Origin of the sequence: Cupriavidus sp. IK-TO18, from assembly GCF_015549295.1 — a bacterium.
In the GTDB taxonomy this organism is placed as follows: Bacteria; Pseudomonadota; Gammaproteobacteria; order Burkholderiales; family Burkholderiaceae; genus Cupriavidus; species Cupriavidus oxalaticus_A.
This window is the reverse complement of the sequence record NZ_JADGMP010000039.1, coordinates 1-25,270: the sequence shown is the minus strand read 5'-3', so window position 1 is coordinate 25,270 and position 25,270 is coordinate 1. Positions and strand designations below refer to the sequence as shown.

Annotated in this window: 21 protein-coding genes and 3 tRNA genes; 13 read left to right on the top strand and 11 right to left on the bottom strand. The window is 68.5% G+C overall.

Features of this window, described 5'->3' with window-relative positions; genetic code table 11:
• Positions 1-55 precede the first annotated feature (55 nt).
• Positions 56-1,222: an acyl-CoA dehydrogenase family protein gene (locus IPF36_RS29620; RefSeq protein ID WP_029048285.1), complete on the top strand. Its 1,167-nt coding sequence runs from the start codon at positions 56-58 to the stop codon at positions 1,220-1,222.
• A 567-nt stretch (positions 1,223-1,789) separates the two neighbouring features.
• The gene (gene glnA, locus IPF36_RS29615; protein ID WP_195431801.1) at positions 1,790-3,265 is read left to right on the top strand and encodes a type I glutamate--ammonia ligase; all 1,476 of its coding nucleotides are present in this window, start codon (positions 1,790-1,792) and stop codon (positions 3,263-3,265) included.
• A 549-nt stretch (positions 3,266-3,814) separates the two neighbouring features.
• Here the strand turns inward: glnA and IPF36_RS29610 are convergent.
• Positions 3,815-4,552: an IclR family transcriptional regulator gene (locus tag IPF36_RS29610; protein WP_195431800.1), complete on the bottom strand. Its 738-nt coding sequence runs from the start codon at positions 4,550-4,552 to the stop codon at positions 3,815-3,817.
• A 131-nt stretch (positions 4,553-4,683) separates the two neighbouring features.
• Here IPF36_RS29610 and IPF36_RS29605 point away from each other — a divergent pair, with 131 nt between their 5' ends.
• From IPF36_RS29605 to IPF36_RS29580, 6 genes are read left to right on the top strand one after another with little or no spacing between them, the layout of a single operon-like run.
• Positions 4,684-6,303: an acyl-CoA carboxylase subunit beta gene (locus IPF36_RS29605; protein WP_135702712.1), complete on the top strand. Its 1,620-nt coding sequence runs from the start codon at positions 4,684-4,686 to the stop codon at positions 6,301-6,303.
• A 50-nt stretch (positions 6,304-6,353) separates the two neighbouring features.
• Positions 6,354-7,514 carry an acyl-CoA dehydrogenase family protein gene (locus IPF36_RS29600; RefSeq protein WP_133094655.1) on the top strand — a complete coding sequence of 387 codons (1,161 nt, stop codon included), beginning with the start codon at positions 6,354-6,356 and terminating at the stop codon, positions 7,512-7,514.
• 15 nt (positions 7,515-7,529) lie between these two features.
• Positions 7,530-8,375, top strand: coding sequence for an enoyl-CoA hydratase/isomerase family protein (locus tag IPF36_RS29595; protein WP_195431799.1), 846 nt, complete (start codon positions 7,530-7,532; stop codon positions 8,373-8,375).
• 58 nt (positions 8,376-8,433) lie between these two features.
• Complete coding sequence (locus tag IPF36_RS29590) at positions 8,434-10,449, top strand: biotin carboxylase N-terminal domain-containing protein (protein ID WP_195431798.1); 2,016 nt, start codon at positions 8,434-8,436, stop codon at positions 10,447-10,449.
• Positions 10,446-12,287 (top strand): acyclic terpene utilization AtuA family protein, encoded by a 1,842-nt coding sequence (locus IPF36_RS29585; protein WP_195431797.1) that lies wholly within the window; start codon positions 10,446-10,448, stop codon positions 12,285-12,287. The genes IPF36_RS29590 and IPF36_RS29585 overlap by 4 nt, the downstream gene beginning before the upstream one ends.
• 31 nt (positions 12,288-12,318) lie before the next feature.
• A complete protein-coding gene (locus tag IPF36_RS29580; RefSeq protein WP_135702708.1) occupies positions 12,319-13,317 on the top strand; it encodes a tripartite tricarboxylate transporter substrate binding protein in 999 nt (332 codons plus the stop codon).
• Between the two features lie 53 nt (positions 13,318-13,370).
• Here IPF36_RS29580 and IPF36_RS29575 read toward each other — a convergent pair whose 3' ends face one another.
• Genes IPF36_RS29575 through IPF36_RS29560 form a run of 4 tightly spaced genes read right to left on the bottom strand, consistent with a single transcriptional unit; the run spans position 13,371 to position 18,592 of the window.
• On the bottom strand, positions 13,371-14,522 hold the full coding sequence (locus IPF36_RS29575; RefSeq protein ID WP_195431796.1) for an acyl-CoA dehydrogenase family protein: 1,152 nt from the start codon (positions 14,520-14,522) through the stop codon (positions 13,371-13,373).
• 9 nt (positions 14,523-14,531) lie between these two features.
• Positions 14,532-15,416: an SDR family oxidoreductase gene (locus IPF36_RS29570; protein ID WP_133094661.1), complete on the bottom strand. Its 885-nt coding sequence runs from the start codon at positions 15,414-15,416 to the stop codon at positions 14,532-14,534.
• 21 nt (positions 15,417-15,437) lie between these two features.
• Positions 15,438-16,433: a tripartite tricarboxylate transporter substrate binding protein gene (locus IPF36_RS29565; RefSeq protein WP_135702705.1), complete on the bottom strand. Its 996-nt coding sequence runs from the start codon at positions 16,431-16,433 to the stop codon at positions 15,438-15,440.
• Positions 16,430-18,592, bottom strand: coding sequence for an acetate--CoA ligase family protein (locus IPF36_RS29560; RefSeq protein ID WP_135702704.1), 2,163 nt, complete (start codon positions 18,590-18,592; stop codon positions 16,430-16,432). Before IPF36_RS29560 ends, IPF36_RS29565 begins: the two co-directional genes overlap by 4 nt.
• Positions 18,593-18,876: 284 nt before the next feature.
• Between IPF36_RS29560 and IPF36_RS29555 the strand changes: the two genes are divergently transcribed.
• The 3 genes from IPF36_RS29555 (at position 18,877) to IPF36_RS29545 (ending at position 19,136) form a co-directional block, all read left to right on the top strand.
• Positions 18,877-18,952, top strand: a tRNA-Asn gene (locus IPF36_RS29555).
• Positions 18,953-18,958: 6 nt separating this feature from the next.
• A tRNA-Gly gene (locus IPF36_RS29550) sits at positions 18,959-19,034 on the top strand.
• 27 nt (positions 19,035-19,061) lie between these two features.
• Positions 19,062-19,136 (top strand) — tRNA-Thr (locus tag IPF36_RS29545).
• 52 nt (positions 19,137-19,188) lie between these two features.
• On the opposite strand, the gene tolA is transcribed toward IPF36_RS29545, so the two are convergent.
• The gene (gene tolA, locus IPF36_RS29540) at positions 19,189-19,944 is read right to left on the bottom strand and encodes a cell envelope integrity protein TolA (RefSeq protein WP_135702703.1); all 756 of its coding nucleotides are present in this window, start codon (positions 19,942-19,944) and stop codon (positions 19,189-19,191) included.
• Positions 19,945-20,127: 183 nt separating this feature from the next.
• Here tolA and IPF36_RS29535 point away from each other — a divergent pair, with 183 nt between their 5' ends.
• Both IPF36_RS29535 and IPF36_RS29530 read left to right on the top strand, forming a co-directional pair.
• The gene (locus IPF36_RS29535; RefSeq protein ID WP_135702702.1) at positions 20,128-20,769 is read left to right on the top strand and encodes a TetR/AcrR family transcriptional regulator; all 642 of its coding nucleotides are present in this window, start codon (positions 20,128-20,130) and stop codon (positions 20,767-20,769) included.
• 7 nt (positions 20,770-20,776) lie between these two features.
• The gene (locus IPF36_RS29530) at positions 20,777-21,886 is read left to right on the top strand and encodes an alkene reductase (protein ID WP_195431795.1); all 1,110 of its coding nucleotides are present in this window, start codon (positions 20,777-20,779) and stop codon (positions 21,884-21,886) included.
• Between the two features lie 14 nt (positions 21,887-21,900).
• On the opposite strand, the gene IPF36_RS29525 is transcribed toward IPF36_RS29530, so the two are convergent.
• From IPF36_RS29525 to IPF36_RS29505, 5 genes are all read right to left on the bottom strand, one after another.
• Positions 21,901-22,281, bottom strand: a complete 381-nt coding sequence (locus IPF36_RS29525) for a response regulator (RefSeq protein ID WP_195431793.1) — start codon at positions 22,279-22,281, stop codon at positions 21,901-21,903.
• 36 nt (positions 22,282-22,317) lie between these two features.
• Positions 22,318-22,596, bottom strand: coding sequence for a XapX domain-containing protein (locus tag IPF36_RS29520; RefSeq protein ID WP_135702698.1), 279 nt, complete (start codon positions 22,594-22,596; stop codon positions 22,318-22,320).
• A gap of 31 nt (positions 22,597-22,627) precedes the next feature.
• Positions 22,628-24,259: an MFS transporter gene (locus IPF36_RS29515; protein WP_195431791.1), complete on the bottom strand. Its 1,632-nt coding sequence runs from the start codon at positions 24,257-24,259 to the stop codon at positions 22,628-22,630.
• A gap of 5 nt (positions 24,260-24,264) precedes the next feature.
• Positions 24,265-24,705 (bottom strand): DoxX family protein, encoded by a 441-nt coding sequence (locus IPF36_RS29510; protein ID WP_133094670.1) that lies wholly within the window; start codon positions 24,703-24,705, stop codon positions 24,265-24,267.
• 22 nt (positions 24,706-24,727) lie between these two features.
• Positions 24,728-25,270 (bottom strand): amidohydrolase family protein (locus IPF36_RS29505; protein WP_195431790.1); only part of this gene is annotated, 543 nt, incomplete at its 5' end.

Below are 25,270 nucleotides of genomic sequence, written 5' to 3'. Positions count from 1 at the left end.
GATGCGCCGCAAACTCCGTCCGCAATTTCGTCCGTACCCAAGCCAACGACGCGCCATGATCGAACAGACCCAATCGAACAACTACCAAGAAATCCGCGATGCCGTGCGCGCGCTTTGCGCCGAATTCCCGGATGAGTACTTCCGCAAGGTCGACGAGCAGCGCGCCTACCCCGAAGCCTTCGTCAATGCACTGACCGCGGCCGGCTGGCTGGCAGCACTGATCCCGCAAGAGTACGGCGGTTCCGGCCTGGGCCTGACCGAAGCCTCGGTCATCATGGAAGAAATCAACCGCAGCGGCGGCAACTCCGGTGCCTGCCACGGCCAGATGTACAACATGGGCACGCTGCTGCGCCACGGCTCCCAGGCGCAGAAGGAAAAGTACCTGCCGAAGATCGCCTCGGGCGAATGGCGCCTGCAGTCGATGGGCGTAACCGAGCCCACCACCGGCACGGACACCACCAAGATCAAGACCTCGGCGGTCAAGAAGGACGGCCGCTATGTCGTCAACGGCCAGAAGGTGTGGATCAGCCGCGTGCAGCACAGCGACTTCATGATCCTGCTGGCGCGCACCACCGCGCTGGCCGACGTGAAGAAGAAGAGCGAAGGCATGTCCATCTTCATGGTCGACTTGCACGAAGCGCAGAAGAAGGGCCTGACCGTGCGGCCGATCCCGAACATGGTCAACCACGAGACCAACGAGCTGTTCTTCGAAGACCTGGAAATCCCCGAGGAAAACCTGATCGGCGAAGAGGGCAAGGGCTTCAAGTACATCCTCGACGGCCTCAACGCCGAGCGCACCCTGATTGCCGCCGAGTGCATCGGCGACGGCTACTGGTTCATGGACCGCGTCACCAAGTACGTCAGCGAGCGCGAAGTCTTCGGCCGCCCCATCGGCCAGAACCAGGGCGTGCAGTTCCCGATCGCCGAGTCCTTCATCGAGCTGGAAGCCGCCAACCTGATGCGCTGGAAGGCCTGCGAACTGTTCGACAAGCACGAGCCGATGGGCGCCCAGGCCAATATGGCCAAGTACCTGGCGGCCAAGGCCAGCTGGGAAGCCGGCAATGCCTGCCTGCAGTTCCACGGCGGCTTCGGCTTTGCGTGCGAATACGACGTCGAGCGCAAGTTCCGCGAGACGCGCCTGTACCAGGTCGCGCCGATCTCGACCAACCTGATCTACTCGTACGTCGCGGAACATATTCTCGGCCTGCCGCGCTCGTTCTGAGCGGGCGGGGGGCCGGCGCGCTTGCGCGCCGGCTTTTGCAAGCTGGCCGGCGCGGCGCGACTCCGCTAGCGGGTGGGCGTTGCAGGGCGGGTGTCGCGCGCCGTGCCGGGCGCCGGATATACCTCGTCGCCAGCCGCAATCGGCAAGCGTGGCGGCGGCGGAGTCATGGAAGTATCGCGAGGCGGGGCTTCACATCCAGCCACGGCTGCCGCAAGCAGTGCAATACAAAACGCATGGCCTGGCCAGCAGCGCCAGGTGCGGTACCGGTTGAAGATGAACGTGTCTGGCATGGAGCGGCCCTCTTTGCGCGGAGTGCGTTCAGTGTAGCCAAAGGTGACAGCTACCATTGCCAGGACGACGATTTGCCGAGTGCTCCGCGAGCCGCACTGATCCATTCCCAACACCTGCTTCCAGGTTTCCGTATTGCGGCGATCTGGCTGGTGAGAGCGCGGATTTCACACATGGGGCCGCATCGGAGATGCCTGCACGGTTCGCGAGGCACTTTGCAATCGGAACCTGACAGGCTAATGTTGGACTATGCTCCGGGGTCAGACGACGGAGGCGCTTATGAGCACGGTCTCAATAGAACCCGGCAGCTATCACGTTGCACCGCCGCAAAACCCCGGTGAAGTCATCGCTCTGATCAAGGAGCATGCGATCCAGGTCATTGACCTCAGGTTCACGGACTTGCCCGGCGTGTGGCAGCACTTCTCGATCACGCTGCCGGAAGTCAATGACGATTTATTCTCAGCCGGCATCGGGTTCGACGGGTCGTCCATTCGTGGGTTCCAGCAAATACACGAATCCGACATGCTGGTCAGGCCTGACCCGGCCACGGCATTCATCGATCCGTTTTGTACGGCACCAACGCTGGTCCTGATCTGCGACGTGCTGGACCCTGTCTTGCACCAGCCATATTCGCGCGATCCGCGCCACATTGCGAGAAAGGCGGAGCTTTATCTCCAGCAAACCGGTCTTGCCACGGTTTGCTACATTGGCCCCGAACTGGAGTTTTTCATTTTCGACTCCATTCGCTTCGGCCAGGACCAGCACTCTGGCTACTACCATGTCGAATCCGCCGAAGGCGAATGGGCCTCCGGCCGTGACGAAGGCGCCTATGGCGGAGGCAATCTTGGGTACAAGCAGCACTACAAGGGAGGATATTTTCCCGTGCCGCCAAGCGATACGCTGCAGGATATCCGCTCCGAAATCGTACTCGCGCTGATGCAGGCTGGCGTCCGGGTCGAGGTGCATCACCATGAGGTAGCCACGGCGGGCCAGAATGAGATCGACATGCGCTTTGCACCGCTGACCCGAATGGCGGGCAACGTGATGATGTATAAGTACTTCTGCAAGAATGTTGCACGCCGCCACGGCAAGGTCGCCACATTCATGCCTAAGCCCCTGTTTGCCGACAACGCGAGCGGCATGCATTGCCACCAAAGCCTCTGGCGCGGCGACGAGAACCTCTTCTACGACGAGAATGGCTGGGCGCAGACGTCCCAGATGTGCCGGTGGTACATAGGCGGCTTGCTCAGGCACGCCCCCGCCCTGATGGCGTTCTGTGCGCCGAGCACAAACTCCTACAAGCGACTGGTGCCCGGATACGAGGCGCCTGTCAATCTGGCCATGTCGCAGCGCAACCGATCTGCCGCCGCCAGGATTCCAATGGTTTCTGATTCCCCAAGCGCCAGGCGCGTTGAATTCCGCTGCCCTGACCCGTCGGCCAATGCCTATCTCGCCTTCTCGGCAATGCTGCTTGCCGGCCTTGACGGTATTGAAAACCAGACGGACCCCGGCGACCCGCTCGACAAGAACATCTATGATCTGCCACCGGAGGAAGCCGCCGGCATCCGGCAGGTTCCAGGTTCTCTCGAAGAGTCGCTTTCCGCACTGGAATCCGATTCTGCATTCCTGCGAAAGGGAGATGTCTTTACTGAAGACCTGATCAGGACCTGGATTGACTACAAGCGCACGCACGAGATCGATACATTGAAGTTACGCCCGCACCCGTGGGAGTTCTATCTGTACTTCGACATCTGATCACTGCGCACGGCTCTGGCGTTTGCTGGTGGCAACGAAATTCTACCGGCTGATGGGCCGCTTGCACCTCCGGAAGATCCGTCTGGCCCCGGTATCCCATGCTGGTGGCATCGCCATCCGCACCCGTTACCCCGGCACCGCGCGGCGATGACCGAAGCATCGAGCTGCATGACCAGCGACAGATATGGCGCGATGATGCTGGCGCGCGTGACCTGGTCCACCCTCCGGCAAAACAAAAAAAAGCCACGCTCCGACGTCGGGGCGTGGCCTGGAATGCCGACCCTCCCTCTGGCCGGCGGGGGAATTTATTGTTCTGGCACCTGGACTGATTCCGCCTTCCAGTGAAGGCGGCCTGGCCCGGCCGATGCCAGGGCGGCGGGCGCGTTCTTGCGTATCTCTGCTTGCGTCACCATTGAACGCCGCTGACGTGGTGCGGCTCTGTGCGGCCTCTGACAGAGGCGCGTTTCAAAACCGAGGTGGGCGGCCGCTCAGTGCGGCAACAGGTCGCGCAAAGCCGGGGGTTCGCGCGGCCGCGCCGCTTCATCCTTGCTACGCGAACATCGCCACGATGATCTCGCCCATTTCATGCCGGCGTGCCGCCGACATCCGCGACGCAGTCGAAACGATGCTGATGGCCGCCTCCGCGCCCATTGCCAGCGGCAGGGCGTAGCCCACGCCCGCCACGCCTTCCGCGCCGGCCAGCGCGTAGCCCAGCTTGCGGCTGCGCTCGACGCCGCGCATCAGCCGGAGCAGGCTGAGGCCGCCGGCTTCGTACTCGGCGCGGTGGCGTTCGTAGTGCGCGCGGACCGCGTCGTTGTCCATCTTGGCCAGCAGCGCCATGCTGCCGGTGCCCTGGCCCAGCAGGCGCGAGGTGCCGGTCAGCATGTGGAAGGTCTTGATGCGATGGCTGCCTTCCTCGGTATGCAGGCAATGACCATGGTCGCCGATGCGCACGATCAGGAAGACCGCGTCGCCGGTCAGCCGCGCCAGTGCCTTCATCTTGCTGACGAGGGCGCTGTTGGGCGGCGGCCGGTTCATCGCGCGCAGCCCGAGCGCCATCGCCGCGGTACCGAGGTGATAGCGCTTGCCGGCCGATTCGCGCTCGATATACGCGCCGGCTTCCAGGAAGCGCGCCATGCGGTGGGCGGTGGTGCGGTCGATGCCGGCCATGGCGGCAAGGTCGGGCAGCGCCAGCCCGGCGTCATGGTGTTCGGCCAGCAACTGCAGCAGGGTGAAGGCGCGCGCCAGGCTCTGGACGCCGCCGGGGGCAGGGGATCTGGGGGGCATGGCTGGATGCGCCGGCGGCGCCGCGCTGGTTCGGCAGATTGTGCACATTATGCACAATCTGAGCGATTGCGGTTGTCGCGCCGTGCGCCGTGGTTTGCAATCCATCCATCACGGAACCACAGGCACGCGCCATGATCTCCATCGAATCCCGCATTGACCCGTCCTCCGACACCTTCGCCGGCCAGCGCGCCGGCATGCAGGCACTGATCGACCGCCTGCACGGCCTGGAGCAGCGCGCCGTGGCCGCGTCCGAGCGCTCGCGGCCCGCCTTTGCAAAGCGTGGCGCGCTGCTGCCGCGCGAGCGCGTCGGCCGCCTGCTCGACCCGGGGGCGCCGTTCCTGCCGCTGTCCACGCTGGCGGGCTTCTGCATGGACGATCCCGATCCGGAGACCTCGGTGCCCGGCGGCTCGCTGGTGGCCGGCATCGGCTTCGTGTGCGGGGTGCGCTGCATGGTGCTCGCCACCGATTCCGGCATCGATGCCGGCGCCATGACCGAGGCCGGCAACATGAAGCTGGTGCGCTGCCAGGAAATCGCGCTGGAAAACCGGCTGCCCTTCATCCACCTGGTGGAGTCGGCCGGCGCCAACCTGCGCAAGTACCGCGTCGACAAGTTCGTGCGCGGCGGCGCCATCTTCTACAACCTGGCGCGGCTGTCGGCGGCCGGGCTGCCGGTAATCACGGTCGTGCACGGCTCGTCCACGGCGGGCGGCGCCTACATGCCCGGCCTGTCCGACTACGTGGTGATGGTGCGCAGCCGCGCCCGCGCCTTCCTGGCCGGGCCGCCGCTGCTGAAGGCCGCCACCGGCGAGATCGCCACTGACGAGGAACTGGGCGGCGCCGACCTGCATGCCACCGCCACCGGCCTGGCCGAATACCTTGCGGAAGACGACGAGCACGCCATCGCCACCGCGCGCGACATCGTCGCCAGCCTGGACTGGCCCCGTGTGGAGCCCCAGCCAGCACAGCCGGCGCGCCCGCCGCGGCTGGACCCGTCGGAACTGGACGGCGTCATGACGCTCGACATGAAGCGCCCGGTGGACATGCGCGAGGTGATCGCGCGCATCGTCGACGATTCGGCGTGGCTGCCGTTCAAGCCCGACTACGGCCCCGGCACGGTGTGCGGCCATGCCCGCATCGAGGGCAATACCGTGGGCTTGATCACCAACAACGGCCCGATCGATCCCGCCGGCGCAACCAAGGCCGCGCAGTTCATCCAGCTGTGCAACCAGTCCGGCACGCCGATCGTATTCCTGCAGAACACCACCGGCTTTATCGTCGGGCGCGCGTCGGAAGAGGCCGGCATGATCAAGCACGGCGCCAAGATGATCCAGGCGCTGTCCAACTCCAGGGTGCCGCAGATTACGCTGTACTGTGGCGCCTCGTTCGGCGCGGGCAACTTTGGCATGTGCGGGAGGGGCTTCAAGCCGCGCTTCTGCTTTTCGTGGCCGAACGCGCGCACCGCGGTGATGGGCGGCGAGCAGGCCGCCATGACGCTGGAGATCGTGGCGCGCCAGCAGGCGGCGCGCAAGGGCAAGCCGGTCGACGAGGCGCAGCTGGCCGGCCAGACCGCCGAGATCGTCGCCAACTTCGAGCGGCAGGCGAGCGCATTCGTCACCAGCGGGCTGCTGCTCGACGACGGCGTGATCGATCCGCGCGACACGCGCGCCGTGCTCGCCTTCGTGCTGGTCACCGCGCGCGAGGCGGCGCTGCGCCGGCCGCATGCCATCCAGTTCGGCGTCGGGCGCTTCTGAGCGCCGCCGCCTCCAGACAACCAGAACGCAACGAAATCCGGGAGACCAGCATGCTTTACACCGAAGACCACCGCAACATCATGGACAGCATCCGCCGCTTCGTCTCGGCGGAGATCGATCCCTTCGTCGACGAATGGGAAGCCGCCGAGGTGTTTCCGGCGCACGAGCTGTTCAAGAAGATGGGCAACCTCGGCTTCCTCGGCATCACCAAGCCGGTGGAGTATGGCGGCATGGGGCTCGACTTCTCCTATGCCGTTGCCGCCGCCGAGGCGCTCGGGTATGCGCGCGCACAAGGCGTCGGCATGGGCGTGGGCGTGCAGACCGACATGGCCACGCCGGCACTGACTGCGTTCGGCTCCGATGAACTGAAGCGCAACTACCTGGCGCCCGCCATCGCCGGCGACATGGTGTGCTCGATCGGCGTGTCCGAGGCGGGCGCGGGTTCCGACGTGGCCTCGCTCAAGACGCGCGCGGTGCGCGACGGCGACGACTATGTCATCTCCGGCTCCAAGATGTGGATCACCAACGGCACCCAGTCGGACTGGATCTGCCTGCTGTGCAACACTTCCGACGGGCCCGTGCACAAGAACAAGTCGCTGATCGTGGTGCCGATCAAGGAAGACGGCAAGCGCGTGCGCGGCGTGGAAGTGCAGAAGATCAAGAAGTTCGGCATGTGGTGCTCGGACACTGCGCAGATCTTCTTTGACGAAGTGCGCGTGCCGGTACGCAACCGCATCGGCGAGGAGGGCATGGGCTTTATCTACCAGATGAAGCAATTCCAGGAAGAGCGGCTGAACGGCGCGGCGCGCCGGCTCGCCTGCACCGCGCTGATCGAGGAAACCGCCGAGTACCTGCGCCAGCGCATCGCCTTCGGCAAGCCGCTGCTGGACAACCAGTTCATCCAGTTCAAGCTGGCCGAGCTGAAGACCGAAATGGAAGCGCTGCGCGCGCTGGTCTACCTGGCCACGCAGACCTATATCGCCGGCGGCGACGTGGTCGAGCTGGCGTCGATGGCCAAGCTCAAGGCCGGGCGCCTGTCGCGCGAGGTGGCCGACTGGTGCATGCAGTTCCAGGGCGGCATGGGCTACACGTGGGACAACCATGCATCGCGCGCGTACCGCGACTTCCGCCTGGGCTCGATCGGCGGCGGCGCGGACGAAGTGATGCTGCAGGTCATCGCCAAGCAGATGGGCCTGATGTCGCGCGGCTGACAGGCAGGAGGCGCCATGACCGACCCAACGCAAACCGAATCCGTGATCGTACGCCGCGCCGGCGGCGTGCTGTTCGCCACCCTCAATATCCCGGCCACGCGCAATGCGCTGGCGCCCGAGGTCGTTGCCGCGCTGGCGGCGGCGGTCGAGCAGGCCGAAGCCGGCCCCGAGGTGCGCGCGCTGGTGCTGCGCGGCGCCGGCGGCATGTTCAGTGCCGGCGGCAATGTCGGCAACTTCCAGGCGCGGCTCGATGCCGAAGCCAGCCGGGAAGACCCGGTCGCCACGCGCAACCGGGAATTCGGCTATTTCATGCAGCGGCTGGGCGCATTGCCGGTGCCGGTCATCGCCGCCGTGGATGGCGCTGCAATGGGCGGCGGCATGGGCCTGGCGTGCGCCGCCGACATCGTGCTGGCCACGCGGGATGCGCGTTTCGCGCTGTCGGAAACCACGCTCGGCATCATCGCCGCGCAGATCGCGCCGTTCGTGGTGCAGCGCATCGGCGCGGCGGCCACGCGCCGCCTGGGCCTGACCGGCGAGCGCATCGGCGGAGAGGCAGCGGTGGCGATCGGGCTGGTCGACCAGCTGGCCGCCGACAGCGCCGAGCTGGACGCGCTGGTCGCCGAATGGCTGACGCGCATCGGCCGCTGCGCCCCCAATGCCAACCGCGTGTTCAAGACGCTGGTCAGCCGCTGCGGCCAGGAGCCGGCGGGACCGCTGCTGGACGAAGCCTCGCGGCTTTTCGCCCAGTGCATGCGCAGCGAAGGCGTCGAAGGCGTGGCGGCCTTCCGCGAGAAGCGTGACGCGAGCTGGACCGTGCGCTTCGATGCCGATGCCGTGCGCGCAGCGCAGTCGCCGAGCTGAGCTGAGCTGAACTGAGGGCTGCCGCCTGCCAATTTCCGGTAATTCAAAGGATTCCCACATGTCTGCAACCAGCCGCCCCTTCCATACGCTGCTCGTCGCCAACCGCGGCGAGATCGCGGTGCGCATCATGCGCACCGCGCGCCGCCTTGGGCTGGCCACCGTGGCCGTCTACTCCGAGGCCGACCGCCACAGCCCGCACGTGGCGTTCGCGGACCGCGCGGTCTGCATCGGCGCCGCCGCGCCGCGCGAGTCGTACCTCAACATCCCTGCCATCATCGAGGCCGCCCGTGCCAGCGGTGCCGATGCCATCCACCCGGGCTACGGCTTCCTGGCCGAGAACGCGGGCTTTGCCGAGGCCGTGGTGGCGGCGGGCCTGGCCTTCGTCGGCCCGCCCGCCGGGGCGATCCGCGCCATGGGCAACAAGGCCGAGGCCAAGCGCCTGATGCTGGCCGCCGACATGCCCTGCGTGCCGGGCTACCAGGGCGCGGCGCAGGACGACGCCACGCTGCTGGCCGAAGCCGGCGCGATCGGCTTTCCGTTGATGGTGAAGGCCGCGGCCGGCGGCGGCGGGCGCGGCATGCGGCTGGTGCGCGAGGCGGCGGCGCTGCCCATCGCGCTGGCCAGCGCGCGCTCCGAGGCCGCGGCCGCGTTCGGCTCCGACGAGCTGATCCTGGAGCGCGCCGTGATCGCGCCGCGCCATGTGGAGATCCAGGTCTTCGCCGATACGCAGGGCCATGTCATCCACCTGGGCGAGCGCGACTGCTCGGTGCAGCGCCGCCACCAGAAGGTCATCGAAGAGGCGCCGTCGCCCGCGGTCAGCCCGGCGCTGCGCGCGCGCATGGGCGAGGCCGCGGTCCGCGCGGCAACGTCGATCGGCTATGTCGGCGCCGGCACCATGGAGTTCCTGCTCGATGCCGACGGCAACTTCTACTTCATGGAGATGAACACGCGCCTGCAGGTCGAGCATGCGGTGACCGAAGCCATCACCGGTTTCGATCTGGTCGAATGGCAGTTGCGCGTGGCGGCGGGCGAGCCGCTGCCGGTGACGCAGGAGCAGGTGAAGCTCGACGGCCATGCCATCGAGGTCCGCCTGACCGCCGAAGACGTGCCCGCCGGCTTCCTGCCGCAGGGCGGGCCGCTGCTGCGCTGGCGCCCGCCCGCCGCCGGCCGCGACGTGCGCGTCGACCATGCGCTGGAAGAGGGCCGGGCCATCCCGACGCATTACGACTCGATGGTCGCCAAGCTGGTTGCCCGCGGCGCCGACCGCGAGGAAGCGCGCCGCAAGCTGCTGCGCGCGGTGGAAGACTGCGCGTTGCTGGGCGTGCCGAGCAACCAGGGCTTCCTGGCCGACTGCCTCGCGCATCCGGCCTTTGCCGGCAACGACGTGCACACCGGCTTCGTCGATGCGCATATGCAGGGCGCGCTGCAGGCGCCGCTGCCGCCACTGTCAGTGATGGCGAGCGCCGCGCTGGCCGCGTCCGGGCTGCTCGGCGACAACGGCAAGCCGGCCACGCTCGCGCGCGCCGCCGCCAGCGTGGTGCTGTACGCGGCCGGCGCGGCGTGGGAAGCGACCTTGCGCGTTGCCGCCGACGGCTGGCGCGTGATGCTGCGGCAGCGCGAAAGTGATCAGCAACCCGGCCAGGAACCGGTTGCCTGCGCGCTGCGCGTGCTACGCGCCGACGGCGACAGCGGCACGGCCCTGGTCGAGTGCGACGGCGTGGCCTATCCGCTGGTGTTCGCCGCCGACAAGCAGGTGCTGCACCTGTTCCAGTCCGGCCGCGCCTGGCGGTTCCCTCTGCACGACCCGCGCCGCCGCCGCGATGCCGGTGAAACCGGCGGGGTCCTGCAGGCGCCGCTGACGGCGCGCATCGTCGCGGTCCACGTGGCCGAGGGCGAGCGTGTGGAGGCCGGCCAGCCGCTGGTGGTGCTGGAGGCAATGAAGATGGAGCACACCATCGCTGCGCCGTTTTCCGGCGTGGTCGCTGAACTGGCCGCGCGCGCCGGCGGGCAGGCCAGCGCCGGCTCGCTGCTGGCGCGCGTCGAAGCCGATGTGGTGGCGAAGGAGCCGGCATGAACGAACTGGCACATTCCGCGGCAACTACCGCGGCAAATACCGCGGCACACACCGGCAAGACCGTTCGCATCGGCGGCGCCTCCGGCTTCTGGGGCGATTCCGCGATCGCCACGCCGCAGCTGCTGACCGTGCCCGGCCTGCAGTACCTGGTCTACGACTACCTGGCCGAGACCACCATGTCGATCCTGGCGCGCGCCCGCGCCAAGGACCCGGCGCTCGGCTACGCCACCGATTTCGTGCAGGCGGCGATGGGGCCCAACCTGGCCGGGATCCTGCAGCGCGGCGTCCGCGTGGTCGCCAACGCCGGCGGCCTCAACCCGCAGGCCTGCCGCGACGCGCTGCTCAAGGTGGCCGCGCAGCAGGGCCTGCATCCGCGCATCGCCGTGGTCACCGGCGACGACGTCCAGCCCAGCTTCGCGCAATGGTGCGCCGACGGGCTGACCGACCTTGCCGGGGCGCCGGTGCCGACCACCGAGCCGTGGTCGGCCAACGCCTACACCGGCGCGCAATGCATTGCCCGCGCGCTGGCGCTGGGCGCCGATATCGTCATCACCGGGCGTTGCGTCGACAGCGCCGTGGTAGTCGGGGTGCTGGCGCACGAGTTCGGCTGGGACTGGACCGACTGGGACCGCCTTGCCGCCGGCACGCTGGCGGGCCACGTGATCGAGTGCGGCGCGCAGGCCACCGGCGGGTTGTTCACCGACTGGGAGCGCGTGCCCGGCTGGGAGCGGATGGGCTACCCGGTGATCGACTGCGCGCACGACGGCAGCTTCGAGCTGAGCAAGCCGGATGGCACCGGCGGGCTGGTCGACCCCGCCGCGGTCGCAGAGCAGGTGCTGTACGAGGTGGGCGATCCCGCCAGCTACCTGATGCCGGACGTGACCTGCGACTTCCGCATGGTGCGTACCGAGCTGGTCGAGCCGGGCCGCGTGCGCGTGGCTGGCGCGCGCGGCAGGGCGCCCGGCACCCGCTACAAGGGCAACGCCACCTGGCAGGACGGCTTCCAGATCAGCCTGATGATGGCGATCCGCGGCATCGACGCCCCGGCCAAGGCGCGCCGCACCGCCGACGCGCTGCTGGCGCGCACCCGCGCCATGCTGGCCGAGCGCGGCATGCCCGATTACACCGAGACCGTGGTCGAGCTGCTGGGCTGCGAATCGCAATACGGCGCCCATGCGCGCGAGTTGCCGACGCGCGAGGTGGTGCTGCGCATCGGCGCGCGCCATCCGCAGGCGCGGGGCCTGAGCTTCCTGCAGCGCGAATGCTCGTCGGCAGGAACGTCGATGGCGGCCGGGACGCGATCCTCGTTTGCGGGGCGTGTCGATATCCAGCCGGTGGTGAAGGTGTTCTCCTTCCTGGTGCCCAAGGCCGACGTGCCGATGCGGGTGGAATTCGAGGGCGGCGTGATCGCGCTGCCTCATGCGGCAGCCAGCGCAGCAGCCAGCGGCGCACCCGAGGCGCCGGCCCTGGTCGATGGCCCGCCACTGCCGCCGGTGCCCGACGAACCGCGCGTGCAACGGCCGCTGGTCGCCCTTGCCTACGCGCGCAGCGGCGACAAGGGCGACGACGAGAACATCGGCGTGATCGCGCGCAAGCCGGAGTACCTGGCGCTGCTGCGCGAGCAGCTGACGTCGCAGGCCGTGCGCGCGTACTTTGCCCACCTGGTCGCGGGCGAGGTCGAGCGCTTCGACGTGCCTGGCCTGCATGCGCTGAACTTCCTGATGCATGGCGCGCTGGGCGGCGGCGGCGTGGCCAGCCTGCGCTCCGACCCGCTGGGCAAGAGCTATGCGCAGATGCTGCTCGATTTCCCGCTTTCCGTACCGCGCAGCTGGGCATAGACCCGGCCAACACTGACCAAGGAGGAGACACATGACCCGATCCATGCGCAACCCGCTTGTCCGCCGGCTGCTGACGCTAAGCCTGCTCGCCAGCAGCCTCGCTGGCGCAATCCCGGCCATGGCGCAGGGCGACGCCTATCCGAACCGGCCGCTCCGCGTGGTGGTGCCGTATACGCCTGGCGGCGTGTCCGACGCCGTGACGCGGCTGGTCATGCAGAAACTGTCCGAGCGCATCGGCCAGCCCGTGGTGGTCGAAAACCGTGCCGGCGCCAACGGCATGATCGGCTCGGAAAACGTCGCCAGATCGGCGCCGGACGGCTATTCGCTGCTGGTCGTGGTCGCCGCCCACGCGATCAACCCGAGCCTGTACGGCAAGATGAGCTATGACCCGGTCAAGGACCTGACCGGCGTCAGCATGATCGGCCGGATCCCGCTGCTGCTGGTCGGCAGCGCACAGCTGCCGCCGACCACCGTTAAGGAACTGGTTGGCTGGGGCAAGGCCAATCCGGACAAGATGACCTTTGCGTCCAGCGGCACCGGCTCCGGCGCGCACCTGGCGGGAGAACTGCTCGCGCAGGCGGTCGGCATGAAGATGACGCATGTGCCGTACAAGGGCATCTCGCCGGCATTGCCCGACCTGTTTTCCGGGCAGGTCGCGGTGATCTTCGATTCGGTGCAGACCATGATGCCGCAGGTGAAGGCTGGCAAGGTGCGCGCGCTGGCGATTACCAGCCCGACGCGCTGGCCAGCCGCACCGGAGGTGCCGACCATGGCCGAGGCCGGCTTCCCGGCGGTGACGGCTGGCAGCTGGATCGGCCTGCTGGCGCCGGCCAAGACGCCGCCGGCGGTGCTGGCAAAGCTGTCGGCGGACATGGACGCGGTGCTGCAGCAGCCGGACGTGCGCGCGCGGCTGATCGACTACGGTATCGATCCGGTCGGCGGCAAGCCCGAGCAGTTCCAGGCCTTTATCAGGACGGAAGCGGTGCGCTGGGGCGAGGTGGTGAAGAAGAGTGGGGTGAAGCTGGAATAAGCAGGACTTGCGTAGGGAAAGCGCCCGCGGCAGAAGCCGCGGGCGCTAGGCGTTTAAAGCCTCAACTGCTTCGCCGCCAGGTCCTTCATGATTTCCTCCGCCCCGCCGCCGATCATCATCACCTTGACCTCGCGATACAGCCGCTCCACGCGGCTGCCGCGCATATAGCCCATCCCCCCGAGCAATTGCACCGCGCGGTCCGCGCAGAACTGGAAGGTCCGCGTGGCCATGTTCTTGGCCATTGCGATCTGTGCCACCGGCGCGGCGCCGTCGTCCAGCCGCGCGGCGAGGTCGTCGAGCAGGGCGCGCGTGGATTCGATGCGCGTGGCCATGTCGACCAGCTGGTGGCGCACCACCTGGTGGTCGGCCAGCCGCTTGCCGAAGGTATGGCGGTCGCGCGCCCACGCCAGCGCATCGTGGAAGCAGACCTGGGCATAGCCGCAGGCAGCCGCCGCCAGCGCCAGGCGCTCGTGGTTGAAGTTGCGGGTGATGGCGGCAAAGCCCTTGCCTTCCTCGCCGACCAGGTTTTCCACCGGCACGCGGCAGTCCTCGAAGAACAGCTGCGCGGTGTCGGACGCCCACCAGCCCATTTTCTTCAGCGGCGTGCGGCTCAGCCCCGGCGTATCGCCTTCGATCAGCAGCAGCGAGACGCCGCCCGCACCCAGGCCGCCGGTACGCGCGGCCACGGTGATGTAGTCGGCGCGCATGCCGGAGGTGATATAGAGCTTGGTACCGTTGACGACGTAGTGGTCGCCCTCGCGGCGCGCACTGGTCGACAGCCGGGCCACGTCGGAGCCGGCGTCGGGCTCGGTGACCGCCAGCGCGGAGATCTTCTCGCCCGACAGGATCTGCGGCAGCACGCGCGCCTTCAGCGCCTCGCTGCCCACCGCGGCGATCGGCGGTGCGCCGATGGTGTGCGAGAACAGCCCCGAGGCGATCCCGCCCGAGCCGCCCCAGGCGCGCTCCTCGAACAGGATCATGCGGTAGAAGGCATCGCACGGCGCGCCGCCGTACTCCTCGGGAAAACCGGGCGCCAGCAGGCCGGCTTGCGCCGCCTTGCGGTACAGCTCGCGCGGGAAGCTGCCGGCTTCGTCCCAGGCCTCGGCATTGGGCGCGACTTCCTTTTCAAAGAAGCGCCGCACGCTGGCGCGGAATGCTTCATGGTCCGCGCTGTAGTAGCGCGGGTTGGGCGGTTGCAGGGTCATGGTGTTCGCTTACTCGTTGGACGGCGCCAGGCATTGCGGCAGCGTGTAGAGCGGGAAGCCGTTGTACGGCTGCGAGCGCTGGTGCTGGGGCTGCGCCCAGGTGTGCTTGGCGTTGGGCACGCCGCCGTCGACGCGCAGGGTCGAGCCGGTGATGAAGGCCGCCGCCGGCGACAGCAGGAACACCACCGCCGCGGAGACCTCGGCCTCGGTGCCCAGCCGCTGCAGCGGCACCTTGCGCGCCAGCTGGCGGATCTTGACCTGGAATTCGGGCGGATAGGTGTCAAAGCCGCTGGACGCGATCCATCCCGGCGCCACGGCGTTGACGCGCACGCCTGCGGCGGCCCATTCGCACGCCGCCGTTTCAGTGAACGACAGCATGCCGGCGCGCGCCGCGCCCGAATGGCCCATGCCCGGCATGCCGTTCCACATGTCGGCGATGATGTTGACGATGGCGCCGCCGTTGGCTTCCATCCATTGCGTGAAGCATTCGCGCGCCACCAGGAAGCCGCCGGTCAGGTTGTTGCGCACCACGGCTTCCCAGCCCTTCAGGCTGATGTCGCGCAGCGGCGACGGGAACTGGCCGCCGGCGTTGTTGAAGAGGCCGTCGATGCTGCCGTGCGCCGCCAGCACCGCGGCCACGGTCTCGCGCACCTGCGCCTCGTCGCGGATATCGCAACTGTGCAGCGTCAGCCGGTCTGCGGCGTCGGGCTCGGCGTCGAGGATTTCGTCGCGGACCTGTTCCAGCTTTTCCAGCTTGCGGCCAGCCAGCGCCACGCGCGCGCCCAGGCTGGCCAGCTCGTGCGCGGTGCAGCGGCCGATGCCGCTGCCGGCGCCGGTGACCAGCACGGTACGGCCGGCGAACAGGCCGGCGTGGAAGACGGATCGATATTGCATGCGGGCTCCGGGATCAGCACATCAGGGGTTGGCAGTCAGGCCCAGGCGCTTGACCAGCTTGCCCTGGCTTTCGTAGCGCTGGCGCGCGAAGGCGGCGTAGTCGGCGCTGTTCAGGTAGGCGCTCTCCTGGTCGAGCCGCTCCAGCAGCTTCTGCATCGCCGGCTCGTTGAGCGCCTTGCGGAAGGCGTCGTGCAGCACCTGCACAGCCTGCGCGTCCATGTCGCGCGGGCCGGCGATGCCGAACGGCGAGGTGGACACGATGTCGACGCCGACATCGCGCAGCGTCGGCACGCGCGGCCAGCGGCGCGAATGCTCGGCGGTCCAGAGCACCAGCCAGCGCGCCTTGGCGCTGTCGACATAAGGGCCGATGCCGCCGGCCGTGACACCCAGGTCGATATGCCCGCCCATCAGCGCGGCGATGATCTCGGCCTCGCCCTTGTAGGGCACATGGTTGAACTGGACGCCGAGCTTCTGCCCGATCTCTTCCATGGTCACGTGCATGGTGCCATTGGTGCCGGTGCTGCCGTAGCTGATCTTGCCGGGACGGCGGCGCGCATCGTCGATCATTTCCTGCCACGATTTCCACGGCGCGTCGGCGCGCGCCGCGACGCCCAGCGTGTAGCCGGTCAGGTGGATCACGTAGGTGAAGTCGCGCAGCGGGTCGTACTGCGTCTTCTGCAGGTGGGGCAGCCGGAACACGGGTTCCGGGATCACCGTCAGCGTGTAGCCGTCAGGTTTGGCGCGCGCGACTACATTGGCGCCCAGCACGCCGGCGGCGCCGGGCTTGTTCTCGACTACCACGGGCTGGCCCAGCGTCTTGCCGGCGCTGTCGGCCAGCGTGCGTACCAGCGTATCGGTGGCGCCGCCGGCCGCGAACGGCACGATCAGCGTGACCGGCCGCATAGGGAAATCGGCCGCCCGCGCGCCGGAGGACAGTGCTCCCAGTGGCGCCAGCGCGCCCAGGCCCAGCAGCGCCAGCGTGTCGCGGCGGCGGGTGTCGATGGTGTCGTCTCTCATTGCCGGTCTCCGTCGTGGTTCGGCTGCTGCGTCAGCACCAGTGCGTCGAGCGCGACCGCACCGCGGCCGGCTTCGCGCACCAGCAGGGGATTCACTTCCATTTCAGCGAGCGAGTCGCCGAGCGCCATCGCGGCGTCGGACAGCGCGGCAATCGCGTCCGCGGCCGCGTCGATATCCGCGGCGGGCTTGCCGCGGAAACCGGTCATCAGCCGGTAGCCGCGCAGGCCAGCGAGCATCTCGCGGGCCATGGCGCGGTCCACCGGCAGCAAGCGGTGCGCCACGTCGTGGAAGACCTCGGTAAAGATCCCGCCCAGGCCGACCGTCATGGCCGGGCCGAACACCGGGTCGCGCGTCACGCCGACGATCAGCTCGCAGACGCCGCTGGCCATCTGCTGCACCAGCACGCCGCGCTGGCGTGCGTCCGGCCTGGCGCGCGTTGCGGCGGCAACCACTTCCGCGGCGGCGTCGTGCACCTGCTGTGCATCGCGCAGTCCCAGCCGCACGCCGCCGATTTCGGTCTTGTGGGCGATGTCGGGGCTGAGCACCTTGACCGCCACCGGGAAGCCGAGGCTCGCGGCGGCGCGTGCGGCGTCGGCGGGTGTGGCCGCGACCGCTTCCACGCCGATCGGCACCCCGAAACCGGCGAGCCAGTGCTTGGCCTGATACTCGTCCAGTGCGTGAGCGGGCAGTTCTGCGGCCTGCGGATGGTCGGTGGCGCGCGCGCGCAGTCCCATCCACTGCGTGGTCCGGGCCTGCGTGCCGAGCCAGTCGACATACGTGCCCAATGCCCTGGCGGCGCGCGCCACGTCCGGGAACAGCGCCACGCCGGCGGCCGCCAGCCGGGCGCGGCTGGCCGGCTCGCCGGTGGTGGCGACCACGATCAGCCGGCCGGTCTTGCCCGCCACGTCGATCAGTTCATCCGCCACGCGGTCGAGCAGGTAAGCGGTGGCGTACAGGAAGATCACATCCACGCCGTCGAACGCCGCCAGGTTGTCGAGCACGGCATAGGCGAGGCCGCTGCGGTTGAACAGCTGGCCGGTCAGGTCGACCGGGTTCGCCACCGAGCCGATCTCCGGCACGGCCGCCTGCAGGCGCTGCTGCACCGGCCCGGGCAGGCTCGGCACGTCCAGGCCGGCGGCGCTGAGCAGGTCGGCGGAGAGCGCACCCATCGCGCCCGACACCGATGCCACCACCACGCGGCGGCCCGCGCTGCGCTGGCGCAGGCCCGACAGGTAGGCCAGGTCGGTCAGGTGGGTCGGATCGCTGGCCTGCATCGCGCCGGCCTGGGCGAAAGCGGCGCGGTAGATGGCCTGGTTGCCGGCCAGCACCGCCGTGTGCGATTGTGTGGCTGCCGAACCGGCCTCGCTCTCGCCGGCCTTCAGCACGATCAGCGGCTTGTCCGCCGCGCGCATCCGCGCCGCGGCGTCGATAAAGCGCGGGCCGTTGCGCAGGCCCTCGACGTAGCCGACCACGGCGCCGGTCCGGGCATCGTCGGCGAGGTAGCCGAGATAGTCGGCATAGTCCAGGCAGGCTTCGTTGCCGGTATTGATGAACTGGTGAAAGCCCACGTCCATCTGCCGGCCGGTGGCATAGACGATGGCGCACACATTGCCGCTCTGCGTCAGCAGGCTGACGGCGCCGGGGCCGTCCTGCGGCGGGTAGGCGCGGAAGGTGGTGGCAAAGGCGGTGATGGCGCGCGTGGTCAGGTTGGCCAGCCCCATGCAGTTGGGCCCGGCGATGGCCATGCCGCTTGCGCGCGCGAAAGCGGTCAGCGCCGCCTGGCGCGCGACGCCGGCTTCGCCCGCCTCGGCAAAGCCCGACGCATAGAGGATGGCGGCGCGGATGCCGCGGGCATGGCAGCGCTGCAGCTGCGGCAACACTTCGTCGGCGCCGAGCGCCAGCACCGCCACGTCCGGCACCGCCGGCAGGGACTCGACATCGGGATAGCAGGCCAGCCCGGCGATCTCCGCGTAGCGCGGATTGACCGGGTAAACCTGGCCTCGGTAGCCAAGACGCTGCAGGTGGTCGAGCGCGACGCCGCCGATGCGGCTGGTATCGCGCGAGGCGCCGATGATGGCGATCGAGGCGGGCTCAAGCAGCTGCGCCAGTTCGGTGCGGCCAGCGCGTACCGGTGGCCGCGCCGTGTTGGAAAGTGGCATCTTTGTCTCCATCCTTCCTCTGCCGGAAGGGTGACCCGATTCAAGCGTATCGGGTGGATGGGGACAAGCGGACGGACGCTCGGTGTGCACAATGTGCACAATTTCCGGTTCGGCCGGCAGCGGGGATGCTGCAACGGCCTGTAGCAGGATTTCAGTTGGCTTGAGAGCAGCGACGCCACCAAGCCCGACGATCGAAGCACGTTCTGCGGATTTTTGTCGTTGCCCCCTTTCAAAACCCGCCAACGTTGATGTAGAATCCGCGCTTCGCTGAAAACGCGATGAATTCCCCGATAGCTCAGTCGGTAGAGCGACGGACTGTTAATCCGCAGGTCCCTGGTTCGAGCCCAGGTCGGGGAGCCAAAGTACGCGGGAGTAGCTCAGTTGGTAGAGCGCAACCTTGCCAAGGTTGAGGTCGCGAGTTCGAGACTCGTCTCCCGCTCCAAATCTTCCGGTGTTCGCCGGAGCGTGCGCCCATGTGGCTCAGTGGTAGAGCACTCCCTTGGTAAGGGAGAGGTCGGCAGTTCGATCCTGCCCATGGGCACCACCCCCTTTCGTTTCCCTTCTGTTTTTTCGTTTCGCCCCGCACGGCGCCGCGGCTAGCCGCCCTGGTCCTTTGGCCAGAACGTGATGTTGATGCTCGACGGCGCGACACCGTTCTCGTCGCGCGGCAACGGGTCCGAGCGCGCGACCGCGCGCAGCACGGCGTTGTCCCACCCGGCGTTGCCGCTCGACTTGGCCAGCCGCGTCGACAGCACCGAGCCGTCCGGCGCCATGTGCACCGCCACCACCGCCGCCGGATTGCCGGCGACGTCTTCGTTGAAGATGATGTTCGGCTTGACCCGCTGCCGGACCCGTTCTGCATAGCCCGACGAAGGCCGCGCGGAGGTGCCGGAACCGGTCCCCGCGTTGGCGTGGCCCGCCTGTGCCTGCAACCGCGCCAGTTCGCCCTGGCGCCGCGTGTTGTCGGCCTGGCGCAGTTCTTCCTGCGCCTTGCGTTGTGCTTCCTTGCGGGCCGCGTCGGCGCGGGCCTGGTTTTCACGCTGCCGGGCCTGCTGCGCTTCGTCGCGGGCGGCACGTTCGGCCTTGCGCTGCTTTTCCTGCAGCGAGATATCGGCGTCCTCCTCCTCGACGGGCTTTGGCGTCGGCGTCGGCGTGACCGCCGGCGGGGGGATGACCACTTCAGGCACGGACTCCCACAGTTCGGCTGTCACGCCTTCCGGCACGGCGTTGCGCCAGCGCACGCCGTAGTAGAGCAGGGCACCCAGCAGCAGGTGCATCAGCAGGGCCAGCAGGAAGCAGCGCATGGTGCCCCGTTCCGGCACCGGCTGGTAGGGATAGGCGACAGCTTGCATGGCGGTGGCTGCGGCGGAACCCCGGCCGCTTGTCCAGGAATCAACTTCATTCTATGAAGTGCGGCGTGCCGAACCAAGGTAGAGGGAACGGCACCTTCCCAGGCCAATCTGTACGGACAGTGTCGGAATCGGCGCAAAATTGCCGTTTGACTTTTCAAGACGACTGGTCATATTATTCCAGCCATGGCCCGCACCGCAGACAAGACCGACATCCCGAACCGCCTGACCAAGGCAGGGCGCGAACTGTTTTCGCGCCACGGCTACAACGCCACCGGCATCCAGCAGATCACCGACCATGCCGGCGTGCCGAAGGGGTCGTTCTACAACCATTTCGACAGCAAGGAAGCGTTCGCCGCGGCGATCATCGCGCAGTACGCGGCGTACCTGCAGCGGTCGTGGGAAGCCATGATGGAAGCGGCGCCGCCGCAGCCGATGGCGGCGATCCGCTATGTCTTCGAGCGGATGATTGCCCACCACGAAGCCAAAACGGAGCGCGCCGGCTGCCTGGTCGGCAATTTCGCCGCGGAAATCGCCTCGTCCAGCGACACCTGCCGCGTGGCGCTGCAGGCGGCGCAACTGGCCTGGCGCGAGCGCCTGGCCGGCATGATCGCCGACGCCCAGGCGGATGGCGCCATCCGCACGGATATCGCGGCCGCCGAACTGTCCGGCCTGGCCTGGGATACCTGGGAAGGCGCCTTGCTGCGCATGAAGCTCGAACGCTCGGTCGAGCCGTTGCGCCGCAGCGTCGACCTGATGTTCAACCACCTGTTCCAGCCGGCCGCTGCTGTTTCTGCTGCGGCCGGCCAATCACCAACCTCGGAGTAAGCCATTCATGGGTGCACAGAACGAAGCCTTTCTCGCCGATGCGCTGTTCCAGCCGGTCAGGCTGGGCAAGCTTGAACTCGCCAACCGCATGGCCATGGCGCCGCTGACGCGCAGCCGCGCCGACGACGACCTGGTGCCGACCGACATGGTGGTCGAGTACTACAGCCAGCGCGCCAGCGTGGGCCTGATCATTGCCGAGGCCACGCAGGTCTCGACCACGGCCCAGGGCTACACCAACACGCCTGGCATCTATACGCCGGAGCAGATCGCAGCCTGGAAGCAGGTGACCGACGCGGTGCACGCGAAGGGCGGCAGGATCTTCCTGCAGATCTGGCACACCGGGCGCATGTCGCACACGCATTTCCAGCCGGACAACCAGGCGCCGGTGGCGCCGTCGGCCATCGCGGCCAACGCCAAGACCTTTATCAACGGCCAGGGCTACGTCGAATGCTCGCTGCCGCGCGCGCTGGAGGCGGGCGAGATTGCCGGCATCGTCGATGACTTCCGCACCGCCGCGGCCAACGCCATCCGCGCCGGCTTCGACGGTGTCGAAGTGCACGGTGCCCACGGCTACCTGCTCGATGCCTTCCTGCGCGACGGCACCAACAAGCGCACCGACGCCTACGGCGGCAGCGTCGAGAACCGCGCGCGCTTCCTGCTCGAAGTCATGGCCGCGGTGATCGCGGAGATCGGTGCCGAACGTGTCGGCGTGCGCCTGGCGCCGGTGTCGCCGGTCAACGATGCGCTGGAAAGCAACCCGAAGCCGCTGTTCGAGCACGTCGTGCGCGAACTGGAAAAGCTGCACCCGGTGTATATCCATGTGGTGGAAGGCCACACCGGCGGCCCGCGCGACAACGTGCCGTTCGACTACGAAGCGCTGCACCGCCTGTACAGCGGCGTGTGGATGGTCAACAACGGCTACTCGAAGGAAATGGCCGAGGAAGCCATCCGCAGCGGCCGCGCCGACATGGTGTCGTTCGGCCGCAAGATGATCACCAACCCGGACCTGCCGCGCCGCTTCCGCGAAAACCAGCCGCTGAACAAGCCGTTCGAGGACGCATCGCTCTACGGCGGCAACGGCCCGCACGGCTACGTCGACTATCCGGCGCTGGCCTGAGCCGGCCCCGAGCGTCAGGAACCCCGGTGCGTCGCCAGCGCACGCTCGATGCACCGGAGCATCTCGGTTTCGTCAAACGGCTTGCCGAGGAAGCAGGCCGCACCGGCGGCCCGTGCGCGCAGCGCGAAATCCTGCAGGTCGAACGCCGTCATGAAAATGACCGGCACGCGCAAGCCGCGCGCACGCAGCGCTTCACACAGCGCGAAGCCGTTCATGCCCGGCATCTGCACATCGGTGATCACGCAGTCGATGCGGTCGATCGACGATGACTGCAGCAATGCCGGCCCATCCGCGTACATCTCCACCGCCATGCCGAAGGCGCGCACCAGCCTGCCGATGGCATGCCGCACGGCAGCGTCGTCGTCGACGATGGCAATGACCGGCGTGGCATTCACACGGTCTCCCCGGGCCGGGCGCGTGACCGGAGCCGGTCAGTGCGTTGCGCCGTCCACGGGCGCCTTGCTGGCGGCGTTCAGCGTCGGGCCTGGGGTGCCGGTGATCTTGGGCACGCATTCCGAATGGAACCATGCAATGGTGACCGGCTCGCCGGCGAGCAGGCGCTTGACCGGCGGCACCACCTGTTCGCCGATCAGCATGCCGAGCAGGCCGACCAGCGCCACCACGGGCGGCGCCGGCGAACGGACCTGCATCAGCGCGTAGATGATGCCGACAAGAATGCCGGCGCCGAGGGAGACAAGGTAAAGCTTCATCGGAAAGCCTCCAGCAAGAAATACATGAGGATCAGTGACGCGCTGCCGGGGCAGGCGGCAATCCGACGCCGAGCAGGTGCCGCACGCGCGGCGGCTTGTCGCCGGCATGGAAGCGGGTGACCTCGCGCTGCAGGTCGGCATCGGCATGAGGCACGCGCTCGTGCTGGCGCAAATGCTCGGCCCACGATTCGACCAGGAACCACTCTGTCAGCAGCTCCGGGTTGGCCGGGTCTTCCAGCACTCCCCAGTTGAAGGCCCCGTCGCGCAGGCGTTCTTCGGAAAGCTGGTGGACCGCGCGCAGGAAGGCATCGCGGTCCGGCGCGCGCACGCAGTATTCGATCAGGATCATGACCGGGCCGCGGTCATGCGCGATATCGGCGGCGCCTTCGGGTTCGGGCCAGTGCCGTGCCGGCCCCAGGTCCTCTTCGCCGCGGGGCAGGCGCAGCCGGTGCAGCAGCAGCGCTGCCGCCAGCATGCCGACCGCCGCCACCAGCAGCCCGCCGGGCGTGCCCAGCGCCTGCGCGACAAAGCCCCACACCAGGCTGCCCGCCGCCATCGCGCCGTTGAACACCATCTGGTAGACCGCGAGCGCGCGGCCGCGCACCCAGTTGGGCAGGATCGCCTGCGCCACGCCGCCGAGTGTCGTCAGCGCGATGATCCAGGCCGCGCCCAGGAACAGCAGCAGCAACAGGGCGATCCAGACCGGCGGCGCCACGCATAGCCCGGCCATCACCACCGCGGTGGTGATGGCAGACAGCAGCATCAGCCCGTCGGCGTCCAGCCGCCGCTGCAGCCGCGGCAGGACCAGCGCACCGAGGATCGCGCCCAGCCCGACCGCGCCCAGCAGCACGCCATAGAGGCTGGCGCCGCCTTTCAGCAGTTGCCTGGCCACCAGCGGCAACAGCGCCCAGATGCTGCTGCCGAAGGCAAAGTGCACCGCGGCCCGCGCCAGCACCACATGCAGCTTGCTGTGGGCGCGGGTAAAGCGCAGCCCGGCGCGGAACGCGCCCAGGAAATGCTCGCGCAGCGGGTCGGCGGCGCGCACCGGGCGTTTCCACCACAGCAGCGCGGCGACCACGAAGACATAGCTGAGCAGGTCCATGCCATAGGTGACGGCCGCGCCGAACGCCGCCAGCAGCAGGCCGCCGGCAGCCGGGCCGATCGCACGGGCAATGTTGACACCCAGGGAATTGAGCGCCACCGCGCGCTTGAGTTCTTGCTGCGGCACCAGCTCGGGCACGATCGATTGCCACGTCGGCCCCATCAAAGCCGCACCGACACCGCCCAGGAAAGCCATGCCGATCAGGATCTCGATCGTCAGCGCATTGCGCCAGGCCAGCATCGCCAGCGTGCCGCTGACCAGCGCCAGCCCGACCTGGATCGCGATCAGGAAGCGGCGCCGGTCGAGGATGTCGGACAGCACGCCGGCAGGGATCGCCAGCAGGAATACCGGCAAGGTCGCGGCGGCCTGGATCGTTGCGACCGCGGCCGGCGACGACGACAGGTCGGTGGCCAGCCAGGCGCTGGCCACGTCGCGCATGAAGCTGCCGACGTTGCCGAGGATGGTGGCCGCCCACAGCACGGCAAACGTCGCCTGCGCCATCGGCGCGAAGGCGCCGCCGTCGGCGGTGCGGGACGGGGAGGGTGTTGCTTGCTCTGCCATTTTGGTCAGCCGTGCCGGGTTGCGCGCTCGTGCAGGTCGTGCCAGGCTACCAGCAGGAAGCCGCCGGCCAGGCCGAGGTGCTCGAAGAACGCGTTGGTTATCATGAAGCGGGCTTCCGGCGGGGTTTCCCAGAAGCGGTTGGCGATGAAGGTTGCGCCGACCGTGAACGCCGCCAGCGCCAGCGCGCCCAGCCAGCGCCGCCAGCCCAGCAGGATCATGGCGCAGGCGCCCAGTTCCAGCACGATGGTGGCGGCCGCCATCGGCACCGGCGGATTCAGCCCGAAGTGCCGCATCTCTGCCACCGCGCCGGGAAAGTCGGCCAGCTTGAACAGGCCGCCCTGCAGGTAGGCCGCACAAAGCAGCAGCAGGGCCAGCCAATGCATCCAGCGCGGCAGCCCGGTGGCGCCGGTGGACGCCTGGGGAAGGGAAGTCATCGGTTCAGGCATGGCCGGTCTCGGTTGGCTAAGGTCAGAAGGCCCAGCACGAGCAGCCCAGCGCGCCCCAGAACGTGCTCTCGTCCGAGGCCGGCACGCCGGCGGTCCAGGCCCTGGCGTGCGCATGGCCATGGACGCCGCACGAACTCGCGCATCCGCACGCCGTGTTCAGCGCCAGCTTGCGCGCTTCGGGCCGCGGCTGGTAGCCGCCCACGTGGCGCACCGGCGACCAGTCCGGCATCGGCGGAGGCAGTGCCGGCGACAGCTTGCCGAAGTCGGCGTCGCCATAGACCACCTTGCCGCCCAGGATAGTCAGCACCGAGGTGATGTCCTGGATGTCGTCGCCGGGCACGCTGAAGTAATCGGCCGACAGCACCGCGAGGTCGGCGAGCTGGCCGGCCTTGATCTGGCCCTTCTTGCCGACTTCCGAGGAGAACCACGTGTTGGCCTCGGTCCACAGCCGCAGCGCGGTCTCGCGGTCGAGCAGGTTGGCCTGCGGGTACATCGCCATGCCGCCCACGGTCTTGCCGGTGGTCAGCCAGTACAGCGACACCCACGGGTTGTACGAGGCCACGCG

Coding starts and splice junctions, on each gene's coding strand:
- IPF36_RS29620 (WP_029048285.1), top strand. CDS start 56: ATGATCGAACAGACCCAATCGAACAACTACCAAGAAATCCGCGATGCC.
- glnA (WP_195431801.1), top strand. CDS start 1,790: ATGAGCACGGTCTCAATAGAACCCGGCAGCTATCACGTTGCACCGCCG.
- IPF36_RS29610 (WP_195431800.1), bottom strand. CDS start 4,552: ATGCCCCCCAGATCCCCTGCCCCCGGCGGCGTCCAGAGCCTGGCGCGC.
- IPF36_RS29605 (WP_135702712.1), top strand. CDS start 4,684: ATGATCTCCATCGAATCCCGCATTGACCCGTCCTCCGACACCTTCGCC.
- IPF36_RS29600 (WP_133094655.1), top strand. CDS start 6,354: ATGCTTTACACCGAAGACCACCGCAACATCATGGACAGCATCCGCCGC.
- IPF36_RS29595 (WP_195431799.1), top strand. CDS start 7,530: ATGACCGACCCAACGCAAACCGAATCCGTGATCGTACGCCGCGCCGGC.
- IPF36_RS29590 (WP_195431798.1), top strand. CDS start 8,434: ATGTCTGCAACCAGCCGCCCCTTCCATACGCTGCTCGTCGCCAACCGC.
- IPF36_RS29585 (WP_195431797.1), top strand. CDS start 10,446: ATGAACGAACTGGCACATTCCGCGGCAACTACCGCGGCAAATACCGCG.
- IPF36_RS29580 (WP_135702708.1), top strand. CDS start 12,319: ATGACCCGATCCATGCGCAACCCGCTTGTCCGCCGGCTGCTGACGCTA.
- IPF36_RS29575 (WP_195431796.1), bottom strand. CDS start 14,522: ATGACCCTGCAACCGCCCAACCCGCGCTACTACAGCGCGGACCATGAA.
- IPF36_RS29570 (WP_133094661.1), bottom strand. CDS start 15,416: ATGCAATATCGATCCGTCTTCCACGCCGGCCTGTTCGCCGGCCGTACC.
- IPF36_RS29565 (WP_135702705.1), bottom strand. CDS start 16,433: ATGAGAGACGACACCATCGACACCCGCCGCCGCGACACGCTGGCGCTG.
- IPF36_RS29560 (WP_135702704.1), bottom strand. CDS start 18,592: ATGCCACTTTCCAACACGGCGCGGCCACCGGTACGCGCTGGCCGCACC.
- tolA (WP_135702703.1), bottom strand. CDS start 19,944: ATGCAAGCTGTCGCCTATCCCTACCAGCCGGTGCCGGAACGGGGCACC.
- IPF36_RS29535 (WP_135702702.1), top strand. CDS start 20,128: ATGGCCCGCACCGCAGACAAGACCGACATCCCGAACCGCCTGACCAAG.
- IPF36_RS29530 (WP_195431795.1), top strand. CDS start 20,777: ATGGGTGCACAGAACGAAGCCTTTCTCGCCGATGCGCTGTTCCAGCCG.
- IPF36_RS29520 (WP_135702698.1), bottom strand. CDS start 22,596: ATGAAGCTTTACCTTGTCTCCCTCGGCGCCGGCATTCTTGTCGGCATC.
- IPF36_RS29515 (WP_195431791.1), bottom strand. CDS start 24,259: ATGGCAGAGCAAGCAACACCCTCCCCGTCCCGCACCGCCGACGGCGGC.
- IPF36_RS29510 (WP_133094670.1), bottom strand. CDS start 24,705: ATGCCTGAACCGATGACTTCCCTTCCCCAGGCGTCCACCGGCGCCACC.